We start from the raw sequence: 24,270 nt of genomic DNA on the forward strand, positions 1-24,270 counted from the left end.
CTCGTCGTTCGCATAACCATTGGCATCGAGCGCCAGCCGTCGACCATCAACATCGACCACTAACCATCAACATCGACATCGACATCAACCATCGACACCCGAAACACCCACGCGCTTTCACACGCGTCGCGCGTCACCGTTCCACCAGTTGCCGGACCTTCGCGGTCAGCGTTTCCAGGTCGAACGGTTTCGTCAGCACCTGCATGCCGGGTTCGAGTTGCCCATCGCCGATGACCGAGCTTTCCGCGTAACCGGTGATGAAAAGCACCTTCAGGTCGCGGCGCGTCTGCCTGCCCGCGTCCGCCATCTGACGGCCGTTCATGCCGCCCGGCAGTCCCACGTCGCTGACCAGCAGGTCGATGCGCACGTCCGACTGCAACACCCGCAAGCCCGCCGCGCTGTCGTTCGCCTCGATCACGGTGTAGCCCAGTTCCTCGAGCACGTGCGAGATGAGTTCGCGCACGCTCGGCTCGTCGTCGACCACCAGCACCGTTTCGCTCGCCGTGGCGCTGGCGGCTTGGGACGTGCGCGCGTCGGCGGGTTCGCTGCCCGCCTCGCCCAGATGGCGCGGCAAGTAAACCCGCGCCGTCGTGCCTCGGCCGACCTCGGAATAAAGCTTCGCCTGGCCGCCCGACTGCTTCGCGAAACCGTAGATCATCGACAAACCGAGCCCGGTGCCCATGCCGATCGGCTTGGTCGTGAAGAACGGATCGAACGCCTTGGCGATCACGTCGGGCGTCATGCCGGTGCCGGTGTCGGTGACGCTCAGCGAAAGATAGGCGCCCGCCGGCATGTCGAGCTGCCTCGCCGTTTCCATGTCGATATGTTGATTGGCCGTTTCGACCGTGATGCGCCCGCCGTCGGGCATCGCATCGCGCGCGTTGATGCAGAGATTCAGCAGCGCGTTTTCGAGCTGGCCGTGATCGACGAGCGCGGGCCACAGATCGGGCGCGCCCACGGCGTCCACCTTGATGCCGGGGCCGACCGTGCGCTGGATCAGGTCGGTCATGCCGTTGACCAGCGCGTTGACGTTGGTCGGGCGCGGATCGAGCGTTTGCCGGCGCGAAAACGCCAGCAGCCGATGCGTGAGCGATGCCGCGCGCCGCACCGCCTCCTGCGCCGACATCACGTACTTTTCGAAATCCGTGAGGCGGCCTTGACTGAGCCGCATGCTCAGCACCTGAAGCCAGCCGGAGATGCCCGCGAGCAGATTGTTGAAGTCGTGCGCGAGGCCGCCCGTGAGTTGCCCGACGGCTTCCATTTTCTGCGCTTGACGCAGTTGCTCCTCGGCCCGCATCAGCTCGGCGGTGCGTTCGGCCACGCGCTGCTCTAGCGTGTCGTTGAGCGCGCGCAGCGAGGCCGCCGCGCGATCGCGCTCGGCTTCCACTGCGCGGCGTTTTTCGATGTCCATCAGCACGCCCGGAAAATGCAGCGGCGTGCCGTCCGGCCCGAGGTCGACGCGTCCGTTGGCCTCGATCCAGTAATAGCGCCCGTCGGCGCGGCGCACGCGGTACTGGTGCGCGTACTGGCCGCCGCGCGCGATCGCTTCGTTCATCGCGGCGCGCAGCGCGGCGCGGTCGTCCGGATGCACGTTGCCGATGACGTCCGCGAGGCTCAGGTCGCCGAGTTCGAGCGCGGGATCGACGCCGAAAGCGTGCGTGAACGCCTCGTCCACGGTCAGGCGGTCGCGCGAAATGTCCCAGAACCAGGTGCCGAGAATGGCGCCCGCGTCGAGGGCGAGCTGCACCCGCTCGATATTGCGGCGCGCGAGCGCTTCGCTGGCGCGCAGCGCTTCCTCGGCCTGCCTGCGCGCTTCGATATCGCGGAACAGCACCGAAACGCGCTTGAGGCTGGCGGGCTCCACGCGCGTCGCCGAGACTTCGATATGGCGGCCCGCGCTCACGAAATAGCGCTCGAAACGCGCGGGCGTGCCCGTGCGCAGCACTTCGCCGTAGAGTTCGGCCCAGCGGTCGGCGGCTTCGCCCGGCTCGATGTCGCGCAGCGTCTTGCCCACGATGTCGGGAATGCCGCTGTGGCGCTCGTAGCCGGAATTCGCCTCGATATGCAAATAGTCGCTCAGCGGGCCATGCGGGCCGTCGATGAATTCGATGACGCAAAAGCCGTCGTCGATGGCGTTGAAAAGCGCGTCGTAGCGCGCCCGCTCGGCCTCGGCATGGCGCGTGGCGTCGCGCTGTTCGAGCGCGGCCGCCGCCTGGCGCGCGAGCGCGCCGAGCGCTTCTTGCTGCTGCGTGTCGAGTTGCGCGTCGAACTCGCGCGGCTCGACGTCGAACACGCCGATTGCGCCGATCGCCACGCCGTCCGCGGTCTCGATGCGTGCGCCCGCATAGAAGCGCAGCGGCGCGCGAGCGGCGGCGTCATTCTCATCGGCGAGAAAGGGCAGGCCGTGCGCGTGCGACATCTGCACGAAACGCTCGCGTAGCAGAATAGCGGCGGCACCGGGTGCGAGCGGCAGTTCGCGCACGCCCAGGCCGCGCTCGGCCTTGAGGAACAAACGGTTTTCGTCGATGAAACTCACGACCGCGCAGGGTGCGCGGCAAACGGCGGCCGCGACGCCGGCGAGGTCGTCGAAGACCGGCTCCGCCGGCGTGTCCAGCACGTTCAAACGTGCGAGTGCCGCCAGGCGGCGAGTGGGATCGAGGTCGTGGTTCATCCGGCGAAGACTGGTTCAAGGGCGGCGTACGGGCGTCGCGCGCAATAATGCCGAGCAACGCCCCGGACGGCAAGCTTTCGCGGGATCGCGCGGGCGCGCCGTGGCTTTTGCGCGTGCTCGCCGCCGTCGCGCTTTCGATGGCGGGAATACGAACGTTCGGCGCATGCGCCGTGCGCGCTTGCCGGCAAGAACGCACGGGCGGCGCGGATGCCTCACAATGGGCTGCCCGCCCGGATCGCGGCACCGAAGCCGTCGCGCTGCATTGTACCGGCTTGGGTGCGGGGCACGTTTCATGCTCCCGGAGACGGTTTGGGCTCGGTCACGCCTGAAGCCATTAACGAGTCATTCACAACGAGGACAACCATGAACCGAAAGACGATTGCGCGCTGCCTTCTCGTGGCAATGCTGGGCACCTCCGCCTCGGCGTTCGCCCAGCCTCATGGTCCCGATCAACGCGGCGGCGGGCACGGCGACCCGCGCGGCGGGTATCGGGGCCACGGCGCACCCATGCACGATGCGTCCATCGACCGCCCGGGCGGTCCGGTGCCGCACTCGGACTGGCATAAGGGCGAACGCCTGCCGGGCGAGTATCGCGATCGCAATTACGTGGTGGACGACTGGCACGGCCACGGCCTCTCGGCGCCGCCGCGCGGTTATCACTGGGTGGGCGTCAACGGCGACTACGTACTCGCCGCCATCGCCACGGGTCTGATCGCCAACGTGGTGATTTCGGCTCGCTGAAGCTCGCGCCTCAATAGCGCACGCCGGCCCCATGCGCATTGCACGCATGGGGCCGGCGCGTTCGGTCAAGCGGGTTTTACGCGCGAATTAACGCACGATTCGAAGCGCGATTTAAAGCATGATTCAAGTCGCAACTCAACGCGCGGCGAACGCGTCGTTGAGTTGCGCGAATGCCTTCGCGTAACCTTCGCGCCCTTGCTCCGCCGCGAATCGCAGAGGATGCACGCGCTGCACCAGCACTTCGTGCGCATCGGGCTGCGTTTCCAGAATCTGCATGACTTCGTCGATGAACGCCGCGAGCGGCATGGCATGCGGATCGCTCGCCTGTTGCGCGCCCATCAGCTCGGTTTGCACATAAGGCGGCGCGATTTCGATCACGTCGACGTTCGTGTCCTTCAGTTGATAACGCAACGATTCGCTGAACGAATGAATCGCGGCCTTGGTGGCGCTATAGGTGGGCGTGGGCGCGAGCGGCAGGAACGCGAGCCCCGAGGAAACCGTCAGCACCGTCGATTTCGCCTGTTTGCGCAGCAGCGGCAGCAGCGCGGCCGTGAGGCGCAGCGGCGCGAGCAGGTTGGTGGCAATGGTTGCCTCGGCCGTGGCGAGATCGACGTTTTCAGCGCTCCAGTTCTCGGGCTGCATGATGCCCGCGTTGTTCAACAGCGCGTTGAGCCTGGGATGGTCGCCGGCGATTTGCGCCGCGAAGCGCGCGATGTCCCGCGCGTCGCTCAGGTCCACCGTGGCCGTGGCGATGCCCGGATTGGCCTCGGCGACTTCGTCGAGCGCGGCCTGACGGCGTCCCGCGACGATCACCTGATTGCCGCGCTTGTGAAACGCCTCGGCGAGCGCGCGCCCGATGCCCGACCCGCCGCCCGTGATCAGAATGGTGTTTCCGCTAATCTGCATGGCTACTCTCCTGTGTGAGGTTGTGATAGCGTAGGCCATTCACTCTCAAACAGGAAGTAGGCACTGTTTTGTGCGGTACGCACATCGGTGTAAGTAATGGGATAAGCCATGGCGAAAACCAAACCCGAAGAACGGCGCATCGTATTCAAACCGCCGAAAAAACACGCGTCCGGTCGGCACGAGCCGCGCCCGGAACTCGACGCGCTCGTGCTCGACGTGCTGGGCCGTATCGCCGACAAATGGACGATGTGCGTGCTCGAAGTGCTGGAGCAAAACGGCGTGCTGCGTTTTACGCGCGTGGGCGAACTCGTGGGTTCGATCAGCCAGCGCATGTTGACCAAGACCTTGCGGCAAATGGAGGCCGACGGGCTCGTGTTGCGCACCGTGCATCCCGAAGTGCCGCCGCGTGTGGAATACGAACTCACCGAATTGGGCTTGAGCCTGTGCGCCGCGTTTTGCAGCGTGTGGCAATGGGCGGAACGGCACGAGGCCGAATTGCGCGCGTTGCAGGCAAGGCGCACCGCGTCGTGAGCGCCGTATCCGGACTCACCCTGGTCCGCCCGTTTCCGTCACGCGGGCGCTTGTCTATCGAGTGTACGAAGTGATATTGTAAAAAACAAATGTGCATTGCGTGCGTTGCAGCGCGCTTTCGTAACGGGCTTTAAGCCGAGGTTTTAATTCGCGCTTGAGTCGCGCCCCGATTCGCGATTAAAGCAGGAATTGCACATGAATCCGGCCCGCGCAATGACGGCCGGGAAAGCCTTCCCGCGAATACTCGACAGAATACCGGAGGAGACCATGGACGTAATTCTCGCGCAGATAAAAGCGGCAATCGACGCACTCGGCCCCACGGTATTGTTGCCCGTGGTGATTTTCGTGATCGCGCTGGTATTGGGCGCGAAAGCGGGCCGGGCTTTTCGCGCGGCGGTGACTATCGGCGTGGCGTTCATCGGCATCAATCTCGTGCTCGGGCTCATGTTCACGTCGATCGGCCAGGTGGCGCAGGCCATCGTCACCAACACCGGCATTCGCCGCGACATTCTCGACGTGGGCTGGCCTTCGGCGGCGGCCATCGCGTTCGGCTCGACGGTCGGCTTATGGGTGATTCCGGTCGCGATTCTCGTGAACATCGCGCTGTTGCTGCTGCGCTGGACGCGCACCTTGAACGTCGACGTGTGGAACTTCTGGCACTTCGCCTTCGTGGGCTCGCTGGTGGTCGCGGCCACCGACAATCTCGCCTATGGCATTGCCGTCGCGGCCGCCGTTGCGGCGCTTTCGCTGCTGTTCGCCGACTGGTCCGCCCGCGCGGTGCAGCAGTTCTACGACGTGCCCGGCGTGTCCGTGCCGCATCTGGCTTCCGCGCAAATCCTGCCTGTCGCCATCGTCCTGAACTGGGTGCTGGACCGCATTCCCGGCATCAACAAGATCAATATCAATACGGAAACCATCGAGCGACGCTTCGGCGTATTCGGCGAGCCGGTCGTGCTCGGCCTCGTCCTGGGCCTCGTGCTCGGCACCATCGCGTTCTACAACGCGGGTTCGCTCGACGTGATTCTCGCGAAGATCCTGAGCACGGGCATGACGCTCGCCGCCGTCATGCTGCTGCTGCCGCGCATGGTGAAGGTGCTGATGGAAGGCTTGCTGCCCGTGTCCGACGCCGCGCAGGAATTCGTGCGCAAGCGCACCGGCGACCGCGAACTGCTGGTCGGCCTCGATTCGGCGATTCTGATCGGTCATCCTTCGGCGATTTCGTCTTCGCTGATTCTCGTGCCCATCGCCATCATTCTTTCGGTGGTGCTGCCCGGCAACCGCGTGATCCTCTTTGCCGATCTCGCGGTGATTCCGTTTATCGTTGCGTTGACGGCGCCGCTCGTCAAAGGCAACGTGTTCCGCATGGTCGTGATCGGCACGGTCACGCTCGCCATCGGCTTTTACGTGGCCAATGCGCTGGCGCCGCTGTTCACGCACGCGGCCGTGGCGTCGGGTTTCAAGCTGCCGAAGAACGCGCTGCAAATCACTTCGGTGGTGGACGGCTTCCTGTGGGTGCCGTACGTGATCATCACCGCGATTCAATGGCTCGGCGTGGGCGGCATCGCGCTGCTGGTCGTGGTCATTGCGGCCGCGTTCGCGATTTACCGGCGCAATTCGCCGGGCTGGGAGCGCGCGGCCGGCGCGGACGAAGCGGAACAAGGTACGATCTGAGCTTGTTCGTCCGCACGACGAGGAGGTGGAGATGGCAGCGCAACTCGGGACGTTTCTCGACCCCGAAGCAATTATTTTGCAAAGCGATGCAACCAGCAGCGAAGCCGTGATCCGCATGCTGGCGGCTAAGCTCGAAGCGCGCGGCTACGTGAAGCCCGGTTTCGCCGACGCCGTGATCGCGCGCGAGCGCGAGCTGCCCACGGGGCTCGACATGGAAGCGGGCCACAACGTGGCCGTGCCGCATACCGACCCGCATCACGTCGTTCGCGCGGGCGTGGCCGTGGCCACGCTCGAAACGCCCGTCGATTTCGCCAACATGGAAGACCCCGACGAAAGCGTGCCGGTGAGCATCGTGTTCCTGCTCGCCATCAACGACAAGGATCAGCAGATCGAAACCTTGCAGGCGATCATCGCGACGATCCAGGATGCGCGCAAGGTCGCATTGCTGACGGCCGCTCGCAATCTGGACAACCTCAAGGCGGCATTGAGCTAAACGGAGAGAGACGATGAGCAGGATGAAAACGGTGCTGTTCGCGTGCGGGACGGGCGTTGCCACCTCCACGGCCGTGAACGTGGCGGTGACGGAGGAAATGAAGCGGCGCGGCTTGACCTTCAACGCGCAGCAAGCCAAGGCGACCGAAGTGCCTTCGCTGGCCGATCAAGTCGATTTCATCGTTTCCACCACGCCCATTTCCGGCTCGGTCACCAAGCCCGTGATCAAGGGGCTCGCGTTTCTCACGGGCGTCGGCAAGGCCAGGGTGTTCGACGAGATCGAAGCCGAGTTAAGAAAGTAAGCGTTATCCGCGCCGTTTATAGCGCGGATATTTAAAGCAAATTTGACCCGCCAACGGGCTTGCACCAGGCTTGGACGTTCAAGTGCGCAATACGGCGCTTCACTACCCGATGCCCTGGAGGACTCATGCAAGATCCTTATTGCCATTCGAGCAGCATTCTCATCGAACGGCCCGCCGAAGCCGCGTTCGAGATCATGTCGGACGGCATACGCCAGGGCCGTTGGGCGTGGGGCAGTTTCGACCGGCGCGAAGCCTCGCCCGGGGTGTTCGTCGGGCAATCGGTGTTCAGCGGCAAGGATACTTATGTGCGACTGCATGTCGATCGCGCGCGTTTGCAGGTCGACTACGAAGTGGGCGCCTCGCCCGAGACCATGCAGTTTCGCAACATGTCGCGCGTGATACCCGGCCCGCTGCTGAAACTGGGCGAAGCGCAGTCGGTGGTGAGCCTGCTGACGTGGCGTCTCGCCACGCAAACCGACGCCGAATGGACCCAGATGGGCACCGTACACGAGGCCGAAATGTTTTTGATCAAAGGGCTGCTGGAGCGCGGCTGAAAGCCGGCGGCGGTTATCGCGGATTTGAATCCGCCGCTTTAAAAGCCTTGTCGCCGTATTTAATACCGTCTTTAACGCCGTCTTTGACGTTATCTTTAACGCGCGCCTTCGACGCGCGCTTTTGACGCGTTAGTGCATTACGCTGAAATCGTCATCGGCGTTCACGCCTGAACGCCACGCCCGCGCTCGCGGGCGCACACCGCCGCAGCGCGGCGCAACCGCCCGGCGGCAAGCCGCCGCGCCTTCTACGGATTCTTCCGAATAGCGCGCGCAGGCAAAAGCGCGCCGTCCCGCCGCGCTCCGGCCACTATGCCGAATTCGTCTCTTTGGGACGCGAAAACCGTCAAGTCTCCCGCAATATGGATGGCGATACTTCCTCGCGTCGCTTCACTTTCGGCGCGATGGTTCGAACGACGGGGGTTCCGGCTTGCCACGACTCGACGCGGTCTTTCATGTTGCCAGAACGCATGACGCATCGACACGAATAATCAGTCGTACTGAATGATGTTCGGCGTGACGCGCGGTTCGCGTGCGGCGAACAACAATGCGGCGCCCATGCATAACGTAGAAAACGAGGAGAAGGATCTGATGAGCAATATCGAATGTCGCTCGCCGCTTCGCGCGCACGGCCTGGCGCGCGCTATCGCGGGAATCGCGTGTACTGCCGCCGCACTCGCCAGCAACGCGGCTTTCGCCCAGGCCACCGAGGTCAAGATCGGCTTCGCCGCGCCGCTGACCGGCGGCCAGGCCCATTACGGCGCCGACTTCAAGAGCGGCGTGGAATTCGCCATCGACGAAATGAACGCGACCAACCCCGTGATCGGCGGCAAGCCCGTACACTTCGTGCTCGACGCGCAGGACGATCAGGCCGACCCGCGCACGGGCACGACCGTCGCGCAAAAGCTCGTGGACGACGGCGTGGTGGCGGTGATCGGCCATTACAACTCGGGCACCAGCATTCCGGCCGCGCCGATCTACGCGAAAGCGGGCATTCCCGAAATCGCCATGGCCACGGCGCCCAATTACACGCGCCTCGGTTTTCCCACGACGTTCCGCTTGTTGACTTCGGATACGCAGCTCGGCAGCGTGCTCGGCACTTACGTAGCGAAGGATCTCAAGTTCAAGCGCTTCGCCGTGGTCGACGACCGCACGGCATACGGTCAGGGCGTGGCGGAAGAGTTCAGCAAGGCCGTGAAGGCGGCGGGCGCCACCGTGGTCGATCAGGAATACACGAACGACAAGGCCGTGGATTTCCGCGCGATTCTCACGAAGATCAAGGCAGCGGACGTGGATGCGGTGTTCTACGGCGGCGCCGACACGCAAGCCGCGCCCATGCTCAAGCAAATGCGCACGCTCGCGATCAAGGCGCCGCTGATCGGCCCCGACATGGTTCAGTCCGACAACCTCATCAAGATCGCCGGCCCGGCGGCGGAAGGCACGCTGGCCGCTTCCGAAGGCAGCCCGCTCGCGCAGATGCCGAGCGGCAAGGACTTTTCGAAGCGCTACACGAAGCGCTTCGGTCATCCCGTCGAACTGTACGCGCCGTATGCCTACGACGGCACGATGGCCGTGTTCAACGCGATGAAGAAGGCGAACTCCACCGATCCGCACATCTATCTCGCGGCGCTCAAGGCGACGAACATGAAGGGCGTGACGACCAACGAGCTTTCGTACGACCAGTACGGCGACCTGAAATATGGCGGCGTGACGGTCTACAAGGTGGTCAACGGCAAGTGGGTGCCTTCGCAAACGGTCGGCGTAAAGTAAGGCAGCAAGGCGCAAGAGCAGGAACGGCCGGCGGGTACCGGCTGCGGCGCGCGCGAGCGGCGCAGGCTTCTCCCAACGCTCGAACGCGCGCCGGATTGCACACGGGCTACGCTTTGCGGCGCAGCCCGTTTTTTTTCGTCGATGCCGAGTCGATGCGGTGACCGGGAAACCTGCGCTCCGCGGCAACGCGTGCAATATCGGCCGATACCAGGCGGTATCGAGCAGTATCAAGCGGTATCAAGCGCAGCGATACCGTACGGAATCCGTAAGCCGCTTTTATCCGCTGAACCCGCACGGCACGCTGCACGAAAGGCGGTGCCGCTACCTTACCGGCACACGCGCTCCCAATGATGATGATGCCAAACGCGGTGGCAGTAACGATGATGCCAATGATCGTAAGCCATTGCAGGCGTGATGGCCGCCATGCTCGTGATCGCGATCAGGACGCCAAGTACCATGCGTTTCATAAGAACACTCCCCGTGGTCGTTAGAAGGTTTGGAAACCTTAGCAGGCGCCGTACCCGCTGGTCCGTCACGCGAATGCGGCCGTGCGGGCAGGAACTTTCCTTGCTATTGCGCGCTCTCGTAGAACACGCGCGGCGTTTGACGCCGGTGCGATTTCATTCACCCTACAACCGGAGCCGCACATGCAACTTGGAATGATTGGATTGGGACGAATGGGCGCGGACATGGTGCGGCGCCTGTCGAAAGGCGGTCAGCAGTGCATCGTGTTCGACGTTCAGCCCGCGGCGGTGCAGCGCCTCGAACAGGAAGGCATCGCGGGCGCGTCGTCGTTGGAGGACTTCGTCGCGAAGCTGGAAAAGCCGCGCGCGATCTGGCTGATGGTGCCCGCCGCCGTGGTCGATTCGACGCTCGACAAACTCGTGCCGCTGCTGGAGCCGGGCGATATCGTGATCGACGGCGGCAACTCGCACTATCACGACGACATTCGCCGCGGCAACGAACTGGGCGCGAAAAAACTCCATTACGTCGATGTTGGCACGAGCGGCGGCGTGGCGGGCCGCGAGCGCGGCTATTGCCTGATGATCGGCGGCGAAACGGATGTCGTGAAGCATCTCGAACCGGTATTCGCGGCGCTCGCGCCGGGCGTCGCCGCCGCCCCGCGCACGGCGGAGCGGCAACAGGACGGCAGCACCGCGGAACAGGGCTTTTTGCACTGCGGGCCGCAGGGCGCGGGCCATTTCGTAAAGATGGTTCACAACGGCATCGAGTACGGCATGATGGCTGCGTATGCCGAAGGCTTGAACATTCTGCGTCATGCGAACGCCGGCAAGCAGTCGCGCGAAATGGACGCGGAAACCTCGCCGCTGCGCGATCCGCAGTTCTATCAATACGATCTGAATCTCGGCGACATTGCCGAAGTGTGGCGGCGCGGCAGCGTGATCAGCTCGTGGCTGCTCGATCTGATCGCCGGAACGCTCTCGCGTGACGGCGAACTGAAAGACTTCGCGGGCCGCGTGTCCGATTCGGGCGAAGGCCGCTGGACCATCGACGCCGCCATCGACGAAGGCGTGCCCGCGCCCGTGTTGAGCGCGGCGCTGTTTGCGCGCTTCACGTCGCGCGGCGAGGCGGACTTTGCGAATCGCGTGCTTTCGGCCATGCGCAAGGACTTCGGCGGTCACGCGGAAAAGCAGGGCTCACCGACCAATTGAGCATTGCGGCGGGAGCGTTGCGCCGGGAGCGTTGCGGCGGCGCGCGAGGCGATTGCGCCGCGCGCTAACAAGCCGGGGCGATAACGCCGATTGCCGGCTTACTTGCCGCAAAGCAGTAGCAGGCGCTCCTGGTCCGAGCAAGGCCGGCCATTGTCTTTTTGCGCGGCGGCGGCGGTGCGTTGCGTGCCCGCCGCCTGCATCGCCGTGCGGTGCGCGAGACACGCCCGCAAGCGGCGCTCGACCGGCGGATAGTACTGCCAACCTTTCCCCAGGCTGGGCAACTCGAGTTTCACCTGCTTCCACTTGGGATGCCCGTGTTCCTGAAGCGCGTCGAAGTTCTCGCAGAACGAATCCGCGAAACGGTTGAGATTGCCGACCGTATCGCGCAAGTTGTAATCGTAGGTCACGAGAAACGCCTTCACCGTCCAGGTCGGCACGTCTTCCTTCAGCCAGTTGGGGTAACTCGAAACGCGAATCGTCGCGGGAAAGTAGGTTTGCTTCGCGCGCGCCGTTTCGGGTGCGTTCGGGTCCACGCGCAGAAAGCGGATTTGCTGAAGCAGCGCCGGGTTCATATCGGTGAAAAGTTTGGCGGGTTGCCCGGCAACAATAATGGCGACGTCGATCTTCTTGACGATCAGCGCGGCCAGCGCGTCTTCGTTGCTCAGGTGCTGCGCGTTCTGCTCGGGAATCGGCTGACCGAACATCAGCCGGTACAGCGTGGTCGCGGACTGCGCCGTGCCGCTGCCGATCAAGCCCACGCTGATCGTCTTGTCCTTGATCTCGTTGATCGTTTTCATCGGCGAATCGTTACGCACGACGAAGTAAATCTCCTCGTCGTAGAGCGGCATGATGAGCCGTAGCGGGCGGATCATGGCGCCCGCGTCCTGGTTGCCGGAATTGGCCATGTCCACATAAGCCTGATAGACGTCCGACTGCACGAGCGCGAGCTTGACGCCGGGTTCGAAGCGCATGCGCTGCACGTTTTCCGCCGAGCCTTTCGACGGGATCACTTCAAGGTCGATGCCGGCCGGTTGCGCCACCCATTTCGAAAGGTCCTGACCGATCTGGATATAGGTGCCGCGCTCGGGGCCGGTCACGATCTTGTAGTGCGCATCGCTCGCGGCCGCCATGGCGAGCGATGCGCAAAGCAGGGCGCACAGCGCCGCCAATCCCGCCAGAGTCGTTTTCAGCATGGTCTCTCTCCCGCCAGAAATGGGAAGTCCGGTGCAATCCGAACTGTTTCGGATATCTGATTAATGGGCTGCGCTTGCGGGCGCGGCGTTTTTCCAACCCGACTGCAAGATCGCACGCTGCTGCGCATCCGCGCTGTTCTCGTTGCCGCCCGGCGCGGCGCTTCCCGGCGTTTGCGCTTGCGCGGCGCTGCCCGGCGTAATCGCGGTCGCCGGGGCGGACTGCGAGCCCGGCGGCGCCCACGCCGTCGCGAGAATGGCGCGTTCCATCAGCGACTGTGCCTGCGCGTTGCCCGAATCGATCGCGAGCGCTTCCGAAGCCTGTTGTTGCACGCAGGCCCATGCGCGTCGCGTCGCGCACCGGTCCGCGCTTTGCAATGCGCTGTCGCGCCGCTGTTCGCGCGTGGCGATGTCGCGCTGGAGTGCGCGCGCGTCGCTGTTGCCGGCTTCGCGTGCCAGCGCGGCGCCGTTCGCGGCTTTCGCGCCCGCGAGATCGTTTTGCGCGAGGCTCGCGCGCGCGGCGCGCAGGCTGTCGGGCACGTCCTTGAATTGCAGCGCCGTGCGCGCTTGCGTGGCCGGTTGGGTGCTCGTTGCCGGCGGCGGGCTCGCGGGGGATCGGGACGAAAAAAACGAAACCCGGCCGCCCGACGAATGCACGTCCTCGTCGCCGTTCGGGCCGTTCGCGCCGTTCTGCCTGTGGCGTTCTCCGAATATCAGATAGAGGGCGAACAAGATCAGGAGTGCGAATGCAAAAAACAGCAGCGCCTTGGTGAAAATTCCGAGTCTTGCTTGCGGGTACGGCGCCGCGTGCTCGAAGGGCGAGTGCGGTTGATAGTCGGGTTTGATCGTCGGGCGCTCGGCGGCGTGCGCGCCCGCGGCAATCTTCGCGCCGCCGGAAATGGGCGGCGCCGTGGCGCTCGGATGCGTGGCGCCGTCGAGCGGGCGCTTCATGCCGCAATAAGGGCAGCAATCGACGTATTGGTAGAGCATTCCGCCACAGTGCCGGCACGGTGCGGGGAAACTCTGGTCACGACTAAACTGAGCGGACATGCTGTCGACCCACCGTAATGGCGATGCCGTTTCGGCATGCTCAGGATCGTCGTTGAAGCGGTCTGCGAGGACTCGCGGAACCCACGATCGACATGCGCAGGAGAGCGGCAGGCATGACCGAGTGCCGCCGCGTGAAGAAAATATGGGTGCTTTCGAAGGGCGCGTCAATCGCCGTTGTTACCTAGCGCACACAAGTCGCGCTCGAACCCGCGTCCTTTATGTGCGGACCCCCTTATTGCAGCGAACGAAACGTGTTGTTTTTAAAGGCTCTTTAAAGGCACTTTAAAGACTCTTTAAAGACTCTTTAAAGGTTGTTACGCACGGCACGCGAGATTTTTATTTATCGAAGTAGATAAATGAAGCGGCTATGTCGGCTAACGCACATTCAACCGATTGAATTGCCGTTAAGGCGCAATCAGCGCTCGCCGACCGCCGCATCGGGCCGGCGCTCGCGTTCCGCGAGAATGCGCAGCGCGACCTGCGCCGCCGCCTTGATATGCGCGCGGCACGCGTTCGCGGCCGCCACGCCGTCCTTGCGCTCGATCGCATGCATGATGCGGCCGATCTCTTCGATCGTTTCCGGCAGCCGCCCCTTGCTCGAGAGCGAGAGCGCGCGCAGTTGCGAGTTGCGAATCAGCAGTCGATCGAGCATGCCCTTGATCAGCTTGTTGCCGCTGCCGCGCGTGAGCACTTCATAAAAGCGGCGCTTGATGTCGATGAGCTGGTCGCGGTCGACGCCCGCCGAGCGCAATTCCTCATAGACGCGGCGCAACTCGGCGCGGTCCTCGTCGCTTGCCTTGGTCGCGAAACCTTCGCCGGCCAGCGCTTCGAGCGAGGCACGAATCTCATAGATGTCGGCGGCTTCCTCCATCGACAGCGTTGCCACGAACGGCCCCCGATTCGCATGCACCACCACGAGCCCTTCGGCTTCCATCAAGCGAATGGCCTCGCGCACGACGCTGCGGCTCGTGCCGAAGGTCTCGCACAGCAGGCGGTCCGGCAGGTGATCGCCAGGCAGAAAACGGCCGGACGTAATGGCCGCACGCAACCCCGCCTCCACCTGGCTTCGCACGGAAAGGGGCGTGATCTTGAGGGAATCGTTCTTCATCGGGTTCTCGCATCGGGACCGTAATTTTAACATAACGGACAGATTTGCAGATTGACAGACAATCTGCGTGGTGTCATAGTGCGCTCCATCAATTGCCGGATTGACGGACAATCTGATAAAAATGGAGGAGACCCGATGAGCACCATCAGTAGCCGCATGGACGCGCTGCCGATCACGACTTTTCACAAAGTCGCGGCCTGCGCGCTGGCATTTGCCTATTTCTTCGAACTCGCGGACTTGAACACCTTCGCGTACGCGGCGCCCGCCATCGTGAGCCACTGGAAGATTCCGGTGCATGACGTCGCGCTCATCACGTCGTTTAGTTTCGGCGGCATGTTCATCGGCGGGGCGAGCGGCGGCCTGCTCGCCGACCGCATCGGCCGCAAGCGCGCGTTCATTCTCAGCATTCTCGTGTACACGCTGTTTTCGCTGCTCAACGCGATTTCGTGGGACGTGTTCTCGCTCGCCGCGTTTCGCTTTCTGACCGGCATCGGGCTTTCTTCGATGACGGTGATCGCCAACGTCTACATCAGCGAATTTTTTCCGGCGCGGCTAAGAGGCAAGGTGATGGGCGTGATCTTCACGCTCGGCCTCGTCGGCATTCCGGCGACGGCATGGGTGGCCCGGCTCGTCGTGCCTGTCGCGCCGTGGGCGTGGCGTCTCGTGTTCGTCTGGGGAAGCCTGGGACTCCTTGCGATTCCGTTTGCGTTGCGGCTGATCGAATCGCCGCGCTGGCTGCTGATGAAAGGGCGCCTCGACGACGCGCGCCGCGCGCTGGAAAAGCTCGAACGCGCGGCGGGACGCACGCCGGAAACCGGCGCGATCGTGAAGGAAGCGGCAGCCGACGGCGCGGGCGCGCACGGCAAGGTTTCGGTGCGCGATCTGCTCGCACCCGGCTACCGCGCACAGACGATCGGCCTCTCGCTGATCTGGATTTTCCAGACCTTCGGCTTTTACGGCTTTGTTGCGTGGGTGCCGACGCTGCTCGTGGAGCGCGGCTTCAGCGTCGCGCATTCGCTCGAATACGCGAGCCTGATCGCGATCTGCAACCCGATCGGCGCGTGGCTCGCGAGCGGCGTGGTCGAGCGTTTCGAGCGCAAATGGATCGTGGCCGTCGACGCGCTCGTGATCGCCGTGTCGGGCGTGGCGTACGGCCTCGCGCCTTCTCCGGTGTTCATCGTGATTTTCGGTGCGATGGTGACCGTCACGATCCAGTTGATGAACGCAACGCTTTACATCTACACGCCCGAGTCGTATCCCACGCATCTGCGTTCGATGGGCACGGGCTTTTGTTATGGGCTCGGGCGCCTCACGAACGTGATTGGCCCGTTTATCGTGAGCACGCTCTACGTCGGCTTCGGCTACATGAGCGTCTTCACTTATATCTCGGTGTGCTGGCTGCTGGTCGCTCTCGTGGTTGCGCTGATCGGTCCGCGCACCACGGGGCGTTCGCTGGAGTCGGTCACGCCTTCTGAAACCATCGTTCTGCAAAAAGGAGTGGAGTCGTGAAAGAAGATACCGCGCTGTTCGAGAAGGGCATGCCGATTCGCCGCGAGGTGCTGGGCGCCGAATATGTCGATGCCTCGATGCAAAAGGCCGACGCGTTCATGATGGCGTTTCAGCGCGCGACCACCGCGTGGGCCTGGGGCTGGGCATGGGGCGACGACACGCTCGACCGCCGCACGCGCAGTCTCATGCAATTGGCACTCCTGACGGTTGCCGGGCATACCAACGAACTCAAGCTGCACGTGAAGGGCGCGCTGAACAACGGCGTGAGCGTCGAGGAAATCAAGTCGGCGCTGCTGCATGCCACCGCCTACTCGGGCATTCCGCACGGCCTGAGCGCGTTCAAGGCCGCGCACGAAGTGCTCGTGAGCGAAGGAGCGTTGAAGTGAGCGCGGAAGGTTTCAGGAAGGTCGCGTTCGTGGGCATCGGCAATATGGGCTGGCCGATGGCCGCACGTCTCGTCGGCGCGGGATTTGACGTGGCGGTCCACGACATCGCGCCGGGACGCGCGGAACGCTTCGCCGCCGAAGTGGGCGGCAGCGCGCCCGCGAACGTGGAAGCGGCGGTGCGCGACGCCGATGCGGTCGTCACGATCCTGCCGACCAGCCGGCACGTCGAGTCGCTGCTCACGCCGTTGATCGGCACGTTCGCGGCGGGCGCCATCGTCGTCGACATGACTTCGGGCGTGCCCTCGGTCACGCAGTCGCTCGCCGCGCGGCTGGCGGACGCGGGCTATGCGATGATCGACGCGCCGGTGTCGGGCGGCGTATCGCGCGCGAAAGCCGGCGAACTCGCGATCATGACGGGCGGCGCCGCTCAGGACGTGCAACGTGCGATGCCGTTGCTGCGCCAGATGGGCACGACCGTTACGGAAGTGGGGGGGATCGGCGCGGGGCAGGCCATGAAGGCGCTCAACAATCTCGTGTCGGCGGGCGGCTTTCTGATCGGCGTGGAAGCGCTGATTATCGGCCAGCGCTTCGGACTCGACGCCGGCAAGATGGTGGACGTGCTCAATGCCTCCACGGGCATGAACAACAGCACGCAGAAGAAGTTCCGGCAGTTCGTGTTGTCGCGCGCGTTCAACAGCAATTTCGGGCTGGACCTGCTCGCGAAGGATCTCGGCATCGCGCTCGAAGTGGCGAACGACGGCGGCGTTGCCGTGCCGTTTTCCTCCTTGTGCCGCGAGTTGTGGTCCGCGGCCGCGGCTGCGCTCGGACACGGCAAGGATCACACCGAAATGGCGCGTTTCAGCGAGATGATGGCGGGCATCGAGCTTCGCGAGACTGGAGTGCCGGAGTAAGCGGCCGGTCAAGGCGTGTATGGCGTCCCCCGAAATCGCGGGTATCGCGGATATCGCGGCCGAACTTCCGCGGCGGGCGGCCGGGTGCGCATTTGCCCCGGCCGCGCCGCAAGGAGACACGCAAGCCGCCCGGAACGCCAAATCGCCATTGCCGCTTTCGATCTGACAAATGGTTGGTTCCTTCGCGACCGTTGCGCCGCTACGCTGCGAGCTTCGCCAGCGCTGCGGTTCACGCGACGCAGTGACAGCGCACGGCGCAACACACGAAGGAATTCCGACAATGAAAAAGAGCATCTGGGGCGCAGTGCCTGCCGCACTGTTGACGGCGCTGCTGGCCGTGGGTTCGACGGCCGCGCACGCGGATCGTCTCGACGACATCAAGCGCGCGGGCGTGCTGCGCGTGGCCGCGTTCGACAGCAATCCGCCGTTCGGTTTCGTCGATCCGAAAGACAACCAGATCGTCGGGCTCGACGTGGACTATGCGCGTGCCGTGGCGAAAAGCCTGGGCGTGAAGCTCGAAGTGCAGCCGACCAATCCCGCCAATCGAGTGGCGTTCCTGAAGTCGGGCAAGGTCGATCTCGTGTTCGCCAACTTCACGATCACCGACGACCGCAAGAAGGAAGTCGACTTCAGCACGCCGTATTTCGCCTCGGGCACGCAGTTCATCGCGAAGAAGGGCGTGCTCAAGTCGCCGGATCAGTTGAACGGCCTGCGCATCGGTGCCGATAAAGGCACGACCAACGAGCAGCAGGTGCGCGCAAAATTCCCCGGCGCCACCATCGTCGCCTACGACGACACGCCGTTCGCCTTCGCCGCGCTGCGCACGGGCAACGTGCAGGCCATCACGCAGGACGGCCCGAAGCTCGTGGCTTTGCTCGCGCGCGCGCCGGACAAGACGAAGTACGAGGTGTCGCCGTTCACGATCTCGAACGACTATGAAGGCGTGGGCGTGCCCAAGGGCGAAACGCGCCTGCTCGACGCCGTGAACGGCACGCTGACACATCTCGAAGCGGACGGCGAAGCCGCGCAGATTTACGACAAGTGGTTCGGCCCGAAAAGCGCCGCACCGCTGCCGCGCCTCTTCAAGATCGGCGACCCGCAAAAGAACGGCTAAAGCGATGCAACACGCCTTCGGCACGTCCGGCGGTTCGTCGGGCGCGCTGAAGTTTCAGGCTTTTCTAACGCCGATCCATGCATAACTGGCTTGAACCGAAGTATCTCGCGTGGCTCGAACACGGTTTTTTCGTCACGCTGATGTTGTCCGCCTGCGCCTCGTTGTGCGCCACGCCGCTCGGGTTCGCGCTGGCCGTCGCGCGCGGGGCGCGTCAGGGCGTCATTGCGCGCGGCGCCGCGCTTTACGTGTTCGCGTTCCGCAATTCGCCGCTGCTCGTGCAACTGCTGTTCTGGTATTTCGGCGTGGCCGCTATCCTGCCGTCCGACTGGATGACGTGGCTCAACACCCCGCACGCGGCCGCGCTGGGGCCGCTCGCGCTGCGCTGGCCCACCTTCGAACTGCTCGCGGGCTGGGTCGGCCTCACCGTCTACACGACGGCGTTCATCGGCGAGGAATTTTTCGCGGGCATACGCGGCGTGAGTCCCTCGCAAGGGCAGGCCGCCGCCGCGCTCGGCATGAGCCGCTACGCGACGCTGCGTTACGTGATCCTGCCGCAAGCGCTGCGCATCGCCACGCCGCCGCTTGCCGGCCAATACATGAACGTCATCAAGAATTCCTCGCTGACGATGGCGATCGGCGTGGGCGAACTTTCGTACATGTCGCGCCAGGTCGATACGGAAAGCTTCCGCACGTTTCAGGCGTTCGGCACGGCCACCGTGTTCTACGTGCTCGCGATCGCGGCCATCGAAACGGCGCTGGTGATCTGGCAGCACACCGGCACGCGCGTCGTGCAGCGAGGCCGCGCATGAGCGGCCTCGACTGGTGGCCCACGCTGCGCTATTTGCTGCTCGGCACGTTTCCGGCGGGTCCGCTCGGCGGCGTGGCGCTGACCGTCGCATTGTCGGTGATGTCGGCGTTGCTCGCGGCCGCGCTCGGTCTCGCGGGCGGCATCGCGCTCGCCATGACGCGCGGCCTTGCGCATCTCGCGCTCACGGCCGCCATTGCGTTCTTTCGCGCGATTCCCGTGCTGATGCTGATCTTCTGGACGTTCTTCCTGATGCCGATCTTGCTGCACGTGGACGTGCCGGGGCTCGCGACCGTCGTGTGCGCGCTCGCGCTGATCGGCGGCGCGTATCTCTCGCATTCGGTGCAGGCGGGCATTGCGTCGATCGGCAGCGGCCAGCGTCAGGCGGCGCTCTCGCTCGGCCTCACGCGCTGGCAGGCGTTGCGCTGCGTGATCCTGCCGCAAGCCGTGCGCGTGATGATGCCGTCGTTCGTCAATCAGTGGGTGTCGCTCGTGAAGGACACGTCGCTCGCCTATATTGTCGGCGTGCCGGAGTTCACGTTCCTTGCCAATCAACTGAACAATCGACTGCTGGTGTATCCGGCGCAGATTTTCCTGTTCGTCGGGCTTGTTTATCTGCTGCTGTGCGGCGCGCTGCACGCGATCGCCAACGCCCTGATCCTGCGCCGCAAGCCGGCACGCTGAGCGCGCCGGGTTGCGCTTCCTCGCGCTCGGTCGCGCCTGATCGCGCTCGGTCGCGCCTGGTCGTGCCCGGTCGTGCCCGGTCGTGCCCGGTCGTGCCCGGTCGTGCCCGGTCGCGCGCGTTTCGCCGACCGCGCCTTTCGTCGCGCGCCGTGCGCGTCCGCTCCCATGGTTTTCCCTGATCTGGCGACGCGCGCCAAATCCGCCGCGCCCCGCCAGCCTTCCTTTCCGCCAAACGTTTGCCTTTCACCGTTTTTCGGCGCTGAAAATTTCCTGTAAAAAATAGAAACAATTTTGTCAACGGACTGGCCTGCGCTGCCGTTAACTCGTGAAATTTCGTGATCCTTGCCATCACGGCGTCGCTCGCTCACCCGCATCCAGGTTGAGATAGCGCAGCATGGCGGCATGGTCCGAAGTTAAAATTACCAAAAATTACACGCCCCACGCCGTTGCAACCACACTGCCAGGAGGCACGCAGTTCATGAAGGCATTGAGCATTCTCCATAGCGAGTCGTCGCGGGGATGGGGCGGTCAGGAAGTCCGCACGTTGAAAGAGATGATCGCGCTGCGCGCGCTCGGTCATCACGTCGAACTGGTATGTCCCGCCGACGCGGTGATGGGCGCGCGGTCGCAGGCCGAAGGCTTCGCGGTGCATCACGCGCGAATCCGCTCTGGCTTCGACGTGCGGTCCATGCTGAAAATCCGCTCGATTCTCGTGCGCGGACAGTTCGATGTCCTGAATACCCATAGCGGCCACGACAGTCTCGTGGCGGGCATGGCGGGGCGCCTCGCGCTCACGCCGCTGATCGTGCGCACGCGCCATCTCGCGCTGCCGATCACGTCGCTCGCCACCTACAACCGCTTTCCGCATCGCGTGGTGGCCGTGAGCCGTTACGTGCGCGACTACCTGATTTCGGCGGGCGTGCCGGAAAACCGCGTGGAAACGATCTACGACGGCATTCACAAGCCCGCGCCGATCGAGCGCTCCACGCTGCGCGACGAACTCGGCCTCGGCCCCGACGCGGTGATCGCCGGCATCGTGGCGATCATGCGCGGCAAGAAAGGCCACGACGAACTGATCGCCGCCGTGCGCCCGCTGATGATCGAGCGGCCGCATCTGCACGTCGCCATGGTCGGCGACGGCCAGGAATTCGGCCGCCTCCAGGCCATGATCGCCGAGCTCGGCCTCTCGCATCGCATCCACATGCTCGGCTTTCGCAAGGACGTGAACAACGTGCTGCGCGGCTGCGACCTGTTCGTGCTGCCCACGCATCAGGAAGCGCTCGGCCAGGCATTCATCGAAGCGATGGCGATGGGGCTGCCCGTGATCGGCACGCGCGTGGACGGCGTGCCCGAACTGATCGACGACGGCGTGAACGGCCTGCTCGTGCCCGCGAAGGACGTGGCGGCGCTGAGCGAGGCAATCGCAAAACTCGTGGACGACGCGCCGCTGCGCGCGCGTTTCGGCGCGGCCTGTCTTGCCAGAACCGACGGCCACTTCACGGTGGACATCATGGCGAGCGAAACGGTGGACTTCTACCGGCGCGGCCTGGCGGCGCGGCGCGAGTCGGCGGCACGGCGTTGGCGGGCGGCCGCGTGAAGCACGCGAAAGCGATTCCGGTGCTGATGTATCACCACGTCAGCACCTCGCCGGGCATGATTACCGTGTCGCCCGCGCATTTCGCCGCGCAGATGGCATGGCTCGCGCGGGCCGGCTACCGGACCATCGGCGGCGCGCAGCTTGCCGCGTGGTTCGCGGGCGAGCCGCTGCCCGCGAAGTCCGTGATGCTCACTTTCGACGACGGCTATCTCGACAACTGGGTACACGCGCATCCCGTGCTTCAGGCGCACGGTCTCACGGCGCTGTGCTTTCTGGTGACGGGCTGGCCCGGCGCCGGCGCGGCGCGCGCGCACGCGGGCACGGGCGGCGCGCTGCCGCCGCTGCTCGGCCATCGCGCGGGCGAGGCGGCCATCGACCACGGCGAAACCGATCGCGCGATCCTGCGCTGGTCGGAGATCGACGCCATGCGCGCGGCGGGCACGTTCGAGTTTCACAGCCACACGCATAGCCACGTTCGCTGGGACAAGGCGAGCGCCAGCGCGGACGAGAAGCGCGAACGCCTCGCATGCGATCTCGCGCAATCGCGCGCGGTGCTGCAAGCGCGGCTCGGCGAGGCTTCCGACCATTTGTGCTGGCCGCAAGGCTATTACGACGACGACTATCTGAGCGCCGCGCGCGATGCCGGGTTCCGGCATCTCTACACCTGCGAGACCGGCCCGAATTACCGCAGCGCCAAACGCGCCGATGCCGGGAGCGCGGACAACGACGCGCCGCGCTCGATTTCTCGGCTCGAAGTGCGCGACCGGCCGGTTTCGTGGCTCGCGTCGCGGCTCTGGGTGCATACGCGGCCCGCGATCAGCCGCGCGTACCTGCGCATCAAACGCTAGCTCGAACGCTTCGCGCGGGGCGGCCGCAACGGCTGCCTCGCCGCTTGCTCTCGCGTTTCGTCATTTTTGCCCAACGCGGCTTCTGGCTTCTCAACGTGACTTCCCAGCGCGGCTTTCCCAGCGTGACTTCCCAACGTGGCTCGCGCCTTGACCCGGCGCGGCTTTCCGGCATTTCGCGCCGTGCCGCTCGCCTCATTCGCAAACAAATTTTCCGGCGCCCGGAATAAAGCCTCGCGGTGCGTGTTTGTGCGCTTGTCACGGCATCACCACCGCGAGCAACGTGGCCGGTGGCCGCCGGGTTCGTTGACACCTTCACTCACCCGCGAGCCTGCAAATGAGTCAAACGACGGTTCAACCCATCTGGGTCCGCATCACGCACTGGATCAACGCGTTGGCGGTCGTGCTGATGGTGATGAGCGGCTGGCAGATTTACGACGCCTCGCCGATCTTCCCGCGCATCCAGTTTCCGGCCTCGATCACGCTGGGCGGCTGGCTGGGCGGCGCGCTGCAATGGCATTTCGCGTTCATGTGGCTGCTGGTCGCGAATTTTCTCGTCTATCTCGCGCTCAATATTCTTTCGAAACGCTTGTGGCGCAAGCTCCTGCCGATCAGCCCGCGCGCCGTCGCGCGCGATCTCGTGGCCGCGTTGCGCGGCAAGCTGGGCCACGACGACCTCACGCGCTACAACGCGATCCAGAAGCTCGCGTACCTCGTGGTCATCGTCGATATCGCGCTCGTGATTCTCTCGGGCCTCGCGGTGTGGAAATCGGTGCAATTCCCGCTCTTGCGCACGCTCATGGGCGGTTACGACAACGCGCGCATCGTGCATTTTTGCGCGATGAGCGTGCTGGTGGCGTTTTTCGTCGTACACGTGGTCATGGTTGCGCTCGTGCCGCGCTCGCTGCTGTTGATGATTCGCGGACGGTAATCGACATGAGTCTTTTCAGAAAGAAACCCAGCGACTTTCTTCTTGCGCACGGCGAGTCGATCATCAAGGACGCGCGCAACGAATTGAAGAGTCCGGCGCGCCGTCTGCTCGGCAAGCAGATTCTCACGCTCGGCGGCATTGCCATGCTTTCGGGCTGCGATCTGTCGAACGACAAATCGGTCAATACGGCGCTGCGCACGATGTCGTCCTTCAACGACCGCGTGCAAGGGCTCTTGTTCGATCCGAACAAGATGGCGCCCACGTATCCCGAGTCGATGATTACGCGGCCGTTTCCGTTCAACGCGTTCTATGACATCGACGACGTGCCCGAAGTGGATGCCGCGAGTTACAAGCTGCAAGTCGGCGGCCTCGCGAACGGCAAGCGCACCTGGACGCTCGACGAATTGCGCGCGCTGCCGCAGGAAAGCCAGATCACGCGGCATATCTGCATTGAAGGCTGGAGCGCCATCGGGCATTGGGGCGGCGTGCGGTTCGCCGATTTTCTGCGTCGCGCGGGCGCGGACACGACGGCGAAGTACGTCTCGCTGCATTGCGCGGACAACTACTGGACCAGCATCGACATGCCCACCGCGCTGCATGCGCAGACGCTCCTCACGCTCACTTACGACGGCGACGTGCTGCCGCCGAAATACGGCTTCCCCATGAAGCTGCGCATGCCGACCAAGCTCGGCTACAAGAATCCGAAGCATATCGTCGCGATCGCGCTGACGAACGAGTATCCCGGCGGTTACTGGGAGAACCAGGGCTACAACTGGTTCGGCGGTTCCTGAAGTGAAGTGGTTTCTTTCTCAACGCAATCCATCTAACGGAG

23 protein-coding genes are annotated in these 24,270 nt (G+C 64.3%); 18 read left to right on the forward strand and 5 right to left on the reverse strand.

Annotated elements, in window-relative coordinates:
• Window positions 1–133: 133 nt before the first annotated feature.
• Window positions 134–2,671: an ATP-binding protein gene (locus U5805_RS28565; RefSeq protein WP_322106871.1), complete on the reverse strand. Its 2,538-nt coding sequence runs from the start codon at window positions 2,669–2,671 to the stop codon at window positions 134–136.
• Window positions 2,672–3,034: 363 nt separating this feature from the next.
• Here U5805_RS28565 and U5805_RS28570 point away from each other — a divergent pair, with 363 nt between their 5' ends.
• Window positions 3,035–3,412, forward strand: coding sequence for an RcnB family protein (locus U5805_RS28570; protein ID WP_322106872.1), 378 nt, complete (start codon window positions 3,035–3,037; stop codon window positions 3,410–3,412).
• Window positions 3,413–3,547: 135 nt separating this feature from the next.
• On the opposite strand, the gene U5805_RS28575 is transcribed toward U5805_RS28570, so the two are convergent.
• A complete protein-coding gene (locus U5805_RS28575; protein ID WP_322106873.1) occupies window positions 3,548–4,318 on the reverse strand; it encodes an SDR family oxidoreductase in 771 nt (256 codons plus the stop codon).
• A gap of 108 nt (window positions 4,319–4,426) precedes the next feature.
• On the opposite strand from U5805_RS28575, the gene U5805_RS28580 reads away from it, so the two are divergent.
• The 7 genes from U5805_RS28580 (at window position 4,427) to gnd (ending at window position 11,308) form a co-directional block, all read left to right on the forward strand.
• Window positions 4,427–4,849, forward strand: a complete 423-nt coding sequence (locus tag U5805_RS28580) for a helix-turn-helix domain-containing protein (protein WP_322106874.1) — start codon at window positions 4,427–4,429, stop codon at window positions 4,847–4,849.
• Window positions 4,850–5,116: 267 nt separating this feature from the next.
• Window positions 5,117–6,520 carry a PTS galactitol transporter subunit IIC gene (locus U5805_RS28585; protein ID WP_322106875.1) on the forward strand — a complete coding sequence of 468 codons (1,404 nt, stop codon included), beginning with the start codon at window positions 5,117–5,119 and terminating at the stop codon, window positions 6,518–6,520.
• 31 nt (window positions 6,521–6,551) lie between these two features.
• On the forward strand, window positions 6,552–7,013 hold the full coding sequence (locus U5805_RS28590) for a PTS sugar transporter subunit IIA (RefSeq protein ID WP_322106876.1): 462 nt from the start codon (window positions 6,552–6,554) through the stop codon (window positions 7,011–7,013).
• A gap of 13 nt (window positions 7,014–7,026) precedes the next feature.
• Entirely contained in the window at window positions 7,027–7,314 is a 288-nt protein-coding gene (locus tag U5805_RS28595) for a PTS sugar transporter subunit IIB (protein WP_322106877.1), read from the forward strand.
• A 125-nt stretch (window positions 7,315–7,439) separates the two neighbouring features.
• Window positions 7,440–7,868 (forward strand): hypothetical protein, encoded by a 429-nt coding sequence (locus tag U5805_RS28600; RefSeq protein ID WP_322106878.1) that lies wholly within the window; start codon window positions 7,440–7,442, stop codon window positions 7,866–7,868.
• A 588-nt stretch (window positions 7,869–8,456) separates the two neighbouring features.
• Window positions 8,457–9,635 carry a branched-chain amino acid ABC transporter substrate-binding protein gene (locus tag U5805_RS28605; protein ID WP_322106910.1) on the forward strand — a complete coding sequence of 393 codons (1,179 nt, stop codon included), beginning with the start codon at window positions 8,457–8,459 and terminating at the stop codon, window positions 9,633–9,635.
• 647 nt (window positions 9,636–10,282) lie between these two features.
• A complete protein-coding gene (gene gnd, locus U5805_RS28610) occupies window positions 10,283–11,308 on the forward strand; it encodes a phosphogluconate dehydrogenase (NAD(+)-dependent, decarboxylating) (RefSeq protein ID WP_322106879.1) in 1,026 nt (341 codons plus the stop codon).
• A gap of 98 nt (window positions 11,309–11,406) precedes the next feature.
• Here the strand turns inward: gnd and U5805_RS28615 are convergent, their stop codons facing one another.
• The 3 genes from U5805_RS28615 to U5805_RS28625 form a co-directional block, all read right to left on the reverse strand.
• Window positions 11,407–12,501, reverse strand: coding sequence for a TAXI family TRAP transporter solute-binding subunit (locus tag U5805_RS28615; RefSeq protein WP_322106880.1), 1,095 nt, complete (start codon window positions 12,499–12,501; stop codon window positions 11,407–11,409).
• Between the two features lie 60 nt (window positions 12,502–12,561).
• Window positions 12,562–13,488: a hypothetical protein gene (locus U5805_RS28620; protein ID WP_322106881.1), complete on the reverse strand. Its 927-nt coding sequence runs from the start codon at window positions 13,486–13,488 to the stop codon at window positions 12,562–12,564.
• Between the two features lie 475 nt (window positions 13,489–13,963).
• Entirely contained in the window at window positions 13,964–14,656 is a 693-nt protein-coding gene (locus tag U5805_RS28625; RefSeq protein ID WP_322106882.1) for a GntR family transcriptional regulator, read from the reverse strand.
• Between the two features lie 135 nt (window positions 14,657–14,791).
• On the opposite strand from U5805_RS28625, the gene U5805_RS28630 reads away from it, so the two are divergent.
• The 10 genes from U5805_RS28630 (at window position 14,792) to U5805_RS28675 (ending at window position 24,229) form a co-directional block, all read left to right on the forward strand.
• Window positions 14,792–16,165 carry an MFS transporter gene (locus U5805_RS28630; RefSeq protein ID WP_322106883.1) on the forward strand — a complete coding sequence of 458 codons (1,374 nt, stop codon included), beginning with the start codon at window positions 14,792–14,794 and terminating at the stop codon, window positions 16,163–16,165.
• Complete coding sequence (locus U5805_RS28635; RefSeq protein ID WP_322106884.1) at window positions 16,162–16,551, forward strand: carboxymuconolactone decarboxylase family protein; 390 nt, start codon at window positions 16,162–16,164, stop codon at window positions 16,549–16,551. The genes U5805_RS28630 and U5805_RS28635 overlap by 4 nt, the downstream gene beginning before the upstream one ends.
• Window positions 16,548–17,462, forward strand: a complete 915-nt coding sequence (locus U5805_RS28640; protein WP_322106885.1) for an NAD(P)-dependent oxidoreductase — start codon at window positions 16,548–16,550, stop codon at window positions 17,460–17,462. Before U5805_RS28635 ends, U5805_RS28640 begins: the two co-directional genes overlap by 4 nt.
• Window positions 17,463–17,742: 280 nt before the next feature.
• A complete protein-coding gene (locus U5805_RS28645) occupies window positions 17,743–18,576 on the forward strand; it encodes an ABC transporter substrate-binding protein (RefSeq protein ID WP_322106886.1) in 834 nt (277 codons plus the stop codon).
• A gap of 77 nt (window positions 18,577–18,653) precedes the next feature.
• Window positions 18,654–19,385 carry an amino acid ABC transporter permease gene (locus U5805_RS28650; RefSeq protein ID WP_322106887.1) on the forward strand — a complete coding sequence of 244 codons (732 nt, stop codon included), beginning with the start codon at window positions 18,654–18,656 and terminating at the stop codon, window positions 19,383–19,385.
• On the forward strand, window positions 19,382–20,065 hold the full coding sequence (locus tag U5805_RS28655; RefSeq protein WP_322106888.1) for an amino acid ABC transporter permease: 684 nt from the start codon (window positions 19,382–19,384) through the stop codon (window positions 20,063–20,065). The genes U5805_RS28650 and U5805_RS28655 overlap by 4 nt, the downstream gene beginning before the upstream one ends.
• A 478-nt stretch (window positions 20,066–20,543) precedes the next feature.
• Complete coding sequence (locus tag U5805_RS28660; RefSeq protein WP_322106889.1) at window positions 20,544–21,662, forward strand: glycosyltransferase family 4 protein; 1,119 nt, start codon at window positions 20,544–20,546, stop codon at window positions 21,660–21,662.
• Window positions 21,659–22,510, forward strand: a complete 852-nt coding sequence (locus U5805_RS28665) for a polysaccharide deacetylase family protein (protein ID WP_322106890.1) — start codon at window positions 21,659–21,661, stop codon at window positions 22,508–22,510. Before U5805_RS28660 ends, U5805_RS28665 begins: the two co-directional genes overlap by 4 nt.
• Before the next feature lie 334 nt (window positions 22,511–22,844).
• On the forward strand, window positions 22,845–23,438 hold the full coding sequence (locus tag U5805_RS28670; RefSeq protein WP_322106891.1) for a cytochrome b/b6 domain-containing protein: 594 nt from the start codon (window positions 22,845–22,847) through the stop codon (window positions 23,436–23,438).
• Between the two features lie 5 nt (window positions 23,439–23,443).
• The gene (locus U5805_RS28675; protein WP_322106892.1) at window positions 23,444–24,229 is read left to right on the forward strand and encodes a molybdopterin-dependent oxidoreductase; all 786 of its coding nucleotides are present in this window, start codon (window positions 23,444–23,446) and stop codon (window positions 24,227–24,229) included.
• Window positions 24,230–24,270 lie beyond the last annotated feature (41 nt).

This window comes from Paraburkholderia sp. J41, from assembly GCF_905220235.1.
Classification (GTDB): domain Bacteria; phylum Pseudomonadota; class Gammaproteobacteria; order Burkholderiales; family Burkholderiaceae; genus Paraburkholderia.

Excerpts from the sequence above, each read along its gene's own strand:
- U5805_RS28565 (WP_322106871.1), bottom strand. The coding sequence starts at position 2,671 with ATGAACCACGACCTCGATCCCACTCGCCGCCTGGCGGCACTCGCACGT.
- U5805_RS28570 (WP_322106872.1), top strand. The coding sequence starts at position 3,035 with ATGAACCGAAAGACGATTGCGCGCTGCCTTCTCGTGGCAATGCTGGGC.
- U5805_RS28575 (WP_322106873.1), bottom strand. The coding sequence starts at position 4,318 with ATGCAGATTAGCGGAAACACCATTCTGATCACGGGCGGCGGGTCGGGC.
- U5805_RS28580 (WP_322106874.1), top strand. The coding sequence starts at position 4,427 with ATGGCGAAAACCAAACCCGAAGAACGGCGCATCGTATTCAAACCGCCG.
- U5805_RS28585 (WP_322106875.1), top strand. The coding sequence starts at position 5,117 with ATGGACGTAATTCTCGCGCAGATAAAAGCGGCAATCGACGCACTCGGC.
- U5805_RS28590 (WP_322106876.1), top strand. The coding sequence starts at position 6,552 with ATGGCAGCGCAACTCGGGACGTTTCTCGACCCCGAAGCAATTATTTTG.
- U5805_RS28595 (WP_322106877.1), top strand. The coding sequence starts at position 7,027 with ATGAGCAGGATGAAAACGGTGCTGTTCGCGTGCGGGACGGGCGTTGCC.
- U5805_RS28600 (WP_322106878.1), top strand. The coding sequence starts at position 7,440 with ATGCAAGATCCTTATTGCCATTCGAGCAGCATTCTCATCGAACGGCCC.
- U5805_RS28605 (WP_322106910.1), top strand. The coding sequence starts at position 8,457 with ATGAGCAATATCGAATGTCGCTCGCCGCTTCGCGCGCACGGCCTGGCG.
- gnd (WP_322106879.1), top strand. The coding sequence starts at position 10,283 with ATGCAACTTGGAATGATTGGATTGGGACGAATGGGCGCGGACATGGTG.
- U5805_RS28615 (WP_322106880.1), bottom strand. The coding sequence starts at position 12,501 with ATGCTGAAAACGACTCTGGCGGGATTGGCGGCGCTGTGCGCCCTGCTT.
- U5805_RS28620 (WP_322106881.1), bottom strand. The coding sequence starts at position 13,488 with ATGCTCTACCAATACGTCGATTGCTGCCCTTATTGCGGCATGAAGCGC.
- U5805_RS28625 (WP_322106882.1), bottom strand. The coding sequence starts at position 14,656 with ATGAAGAACGATTCCCTCAAGATCACGCCCCTTTCCGTGCGAAGCCAG.
- U5805_RS28630 (WP_322106883.1), top strand. The coding sequence starts at position 14,792 with ATGAGCACCATCAGTAGCCGCATGGACGCGCTGCCGATCACGACTTTT.
- U5805_RS28645 (WP_322106886.1), top strand. The coding sequence starts at position 17,743 with ATGAAAAAGAGCATCTGGGGCGCAGTGCCTGCCGCACTGTTGACGGCG.
- U5805_RS28650 (WP_322106887.1), top strand. The coding sequence starts at position 18,654 with ATGCATAACTGGCTTGAACCGAAGTATCTCGCGTGGCTCGAACACGGT.
- U5805_RS28655 (WP_322106888.1), top strand. The coding sequence starts at position 19,382 with ATGAGCGGCCTCGACTGGTGGCCCACGCTGCGCTATTTGCTGCTCGGC.
- U5805_RS28660 (WP_322106889.1), top strand. The coding sequence starts at position 20,544 with ATGAAGGCATTGAGCATTCTCCATAGCGAGTCGTCGCGGGGATGGGGC.
- U5805_RS28670 (WP_322106891.1), top strand. The coding sequence starts at position 22,845 with ATGAGTCAAACGACGGTTCAACCCATCTGGGTCCGCATCACGCACTGG.
- U5805_RS28675 (WP_322106892.1), top strand. The coding sequence starts at position 23,444 with ATGAGTCTTTTCAGAAAGAAACCCAGCGACTTTCTTCTTGCGCACGGC.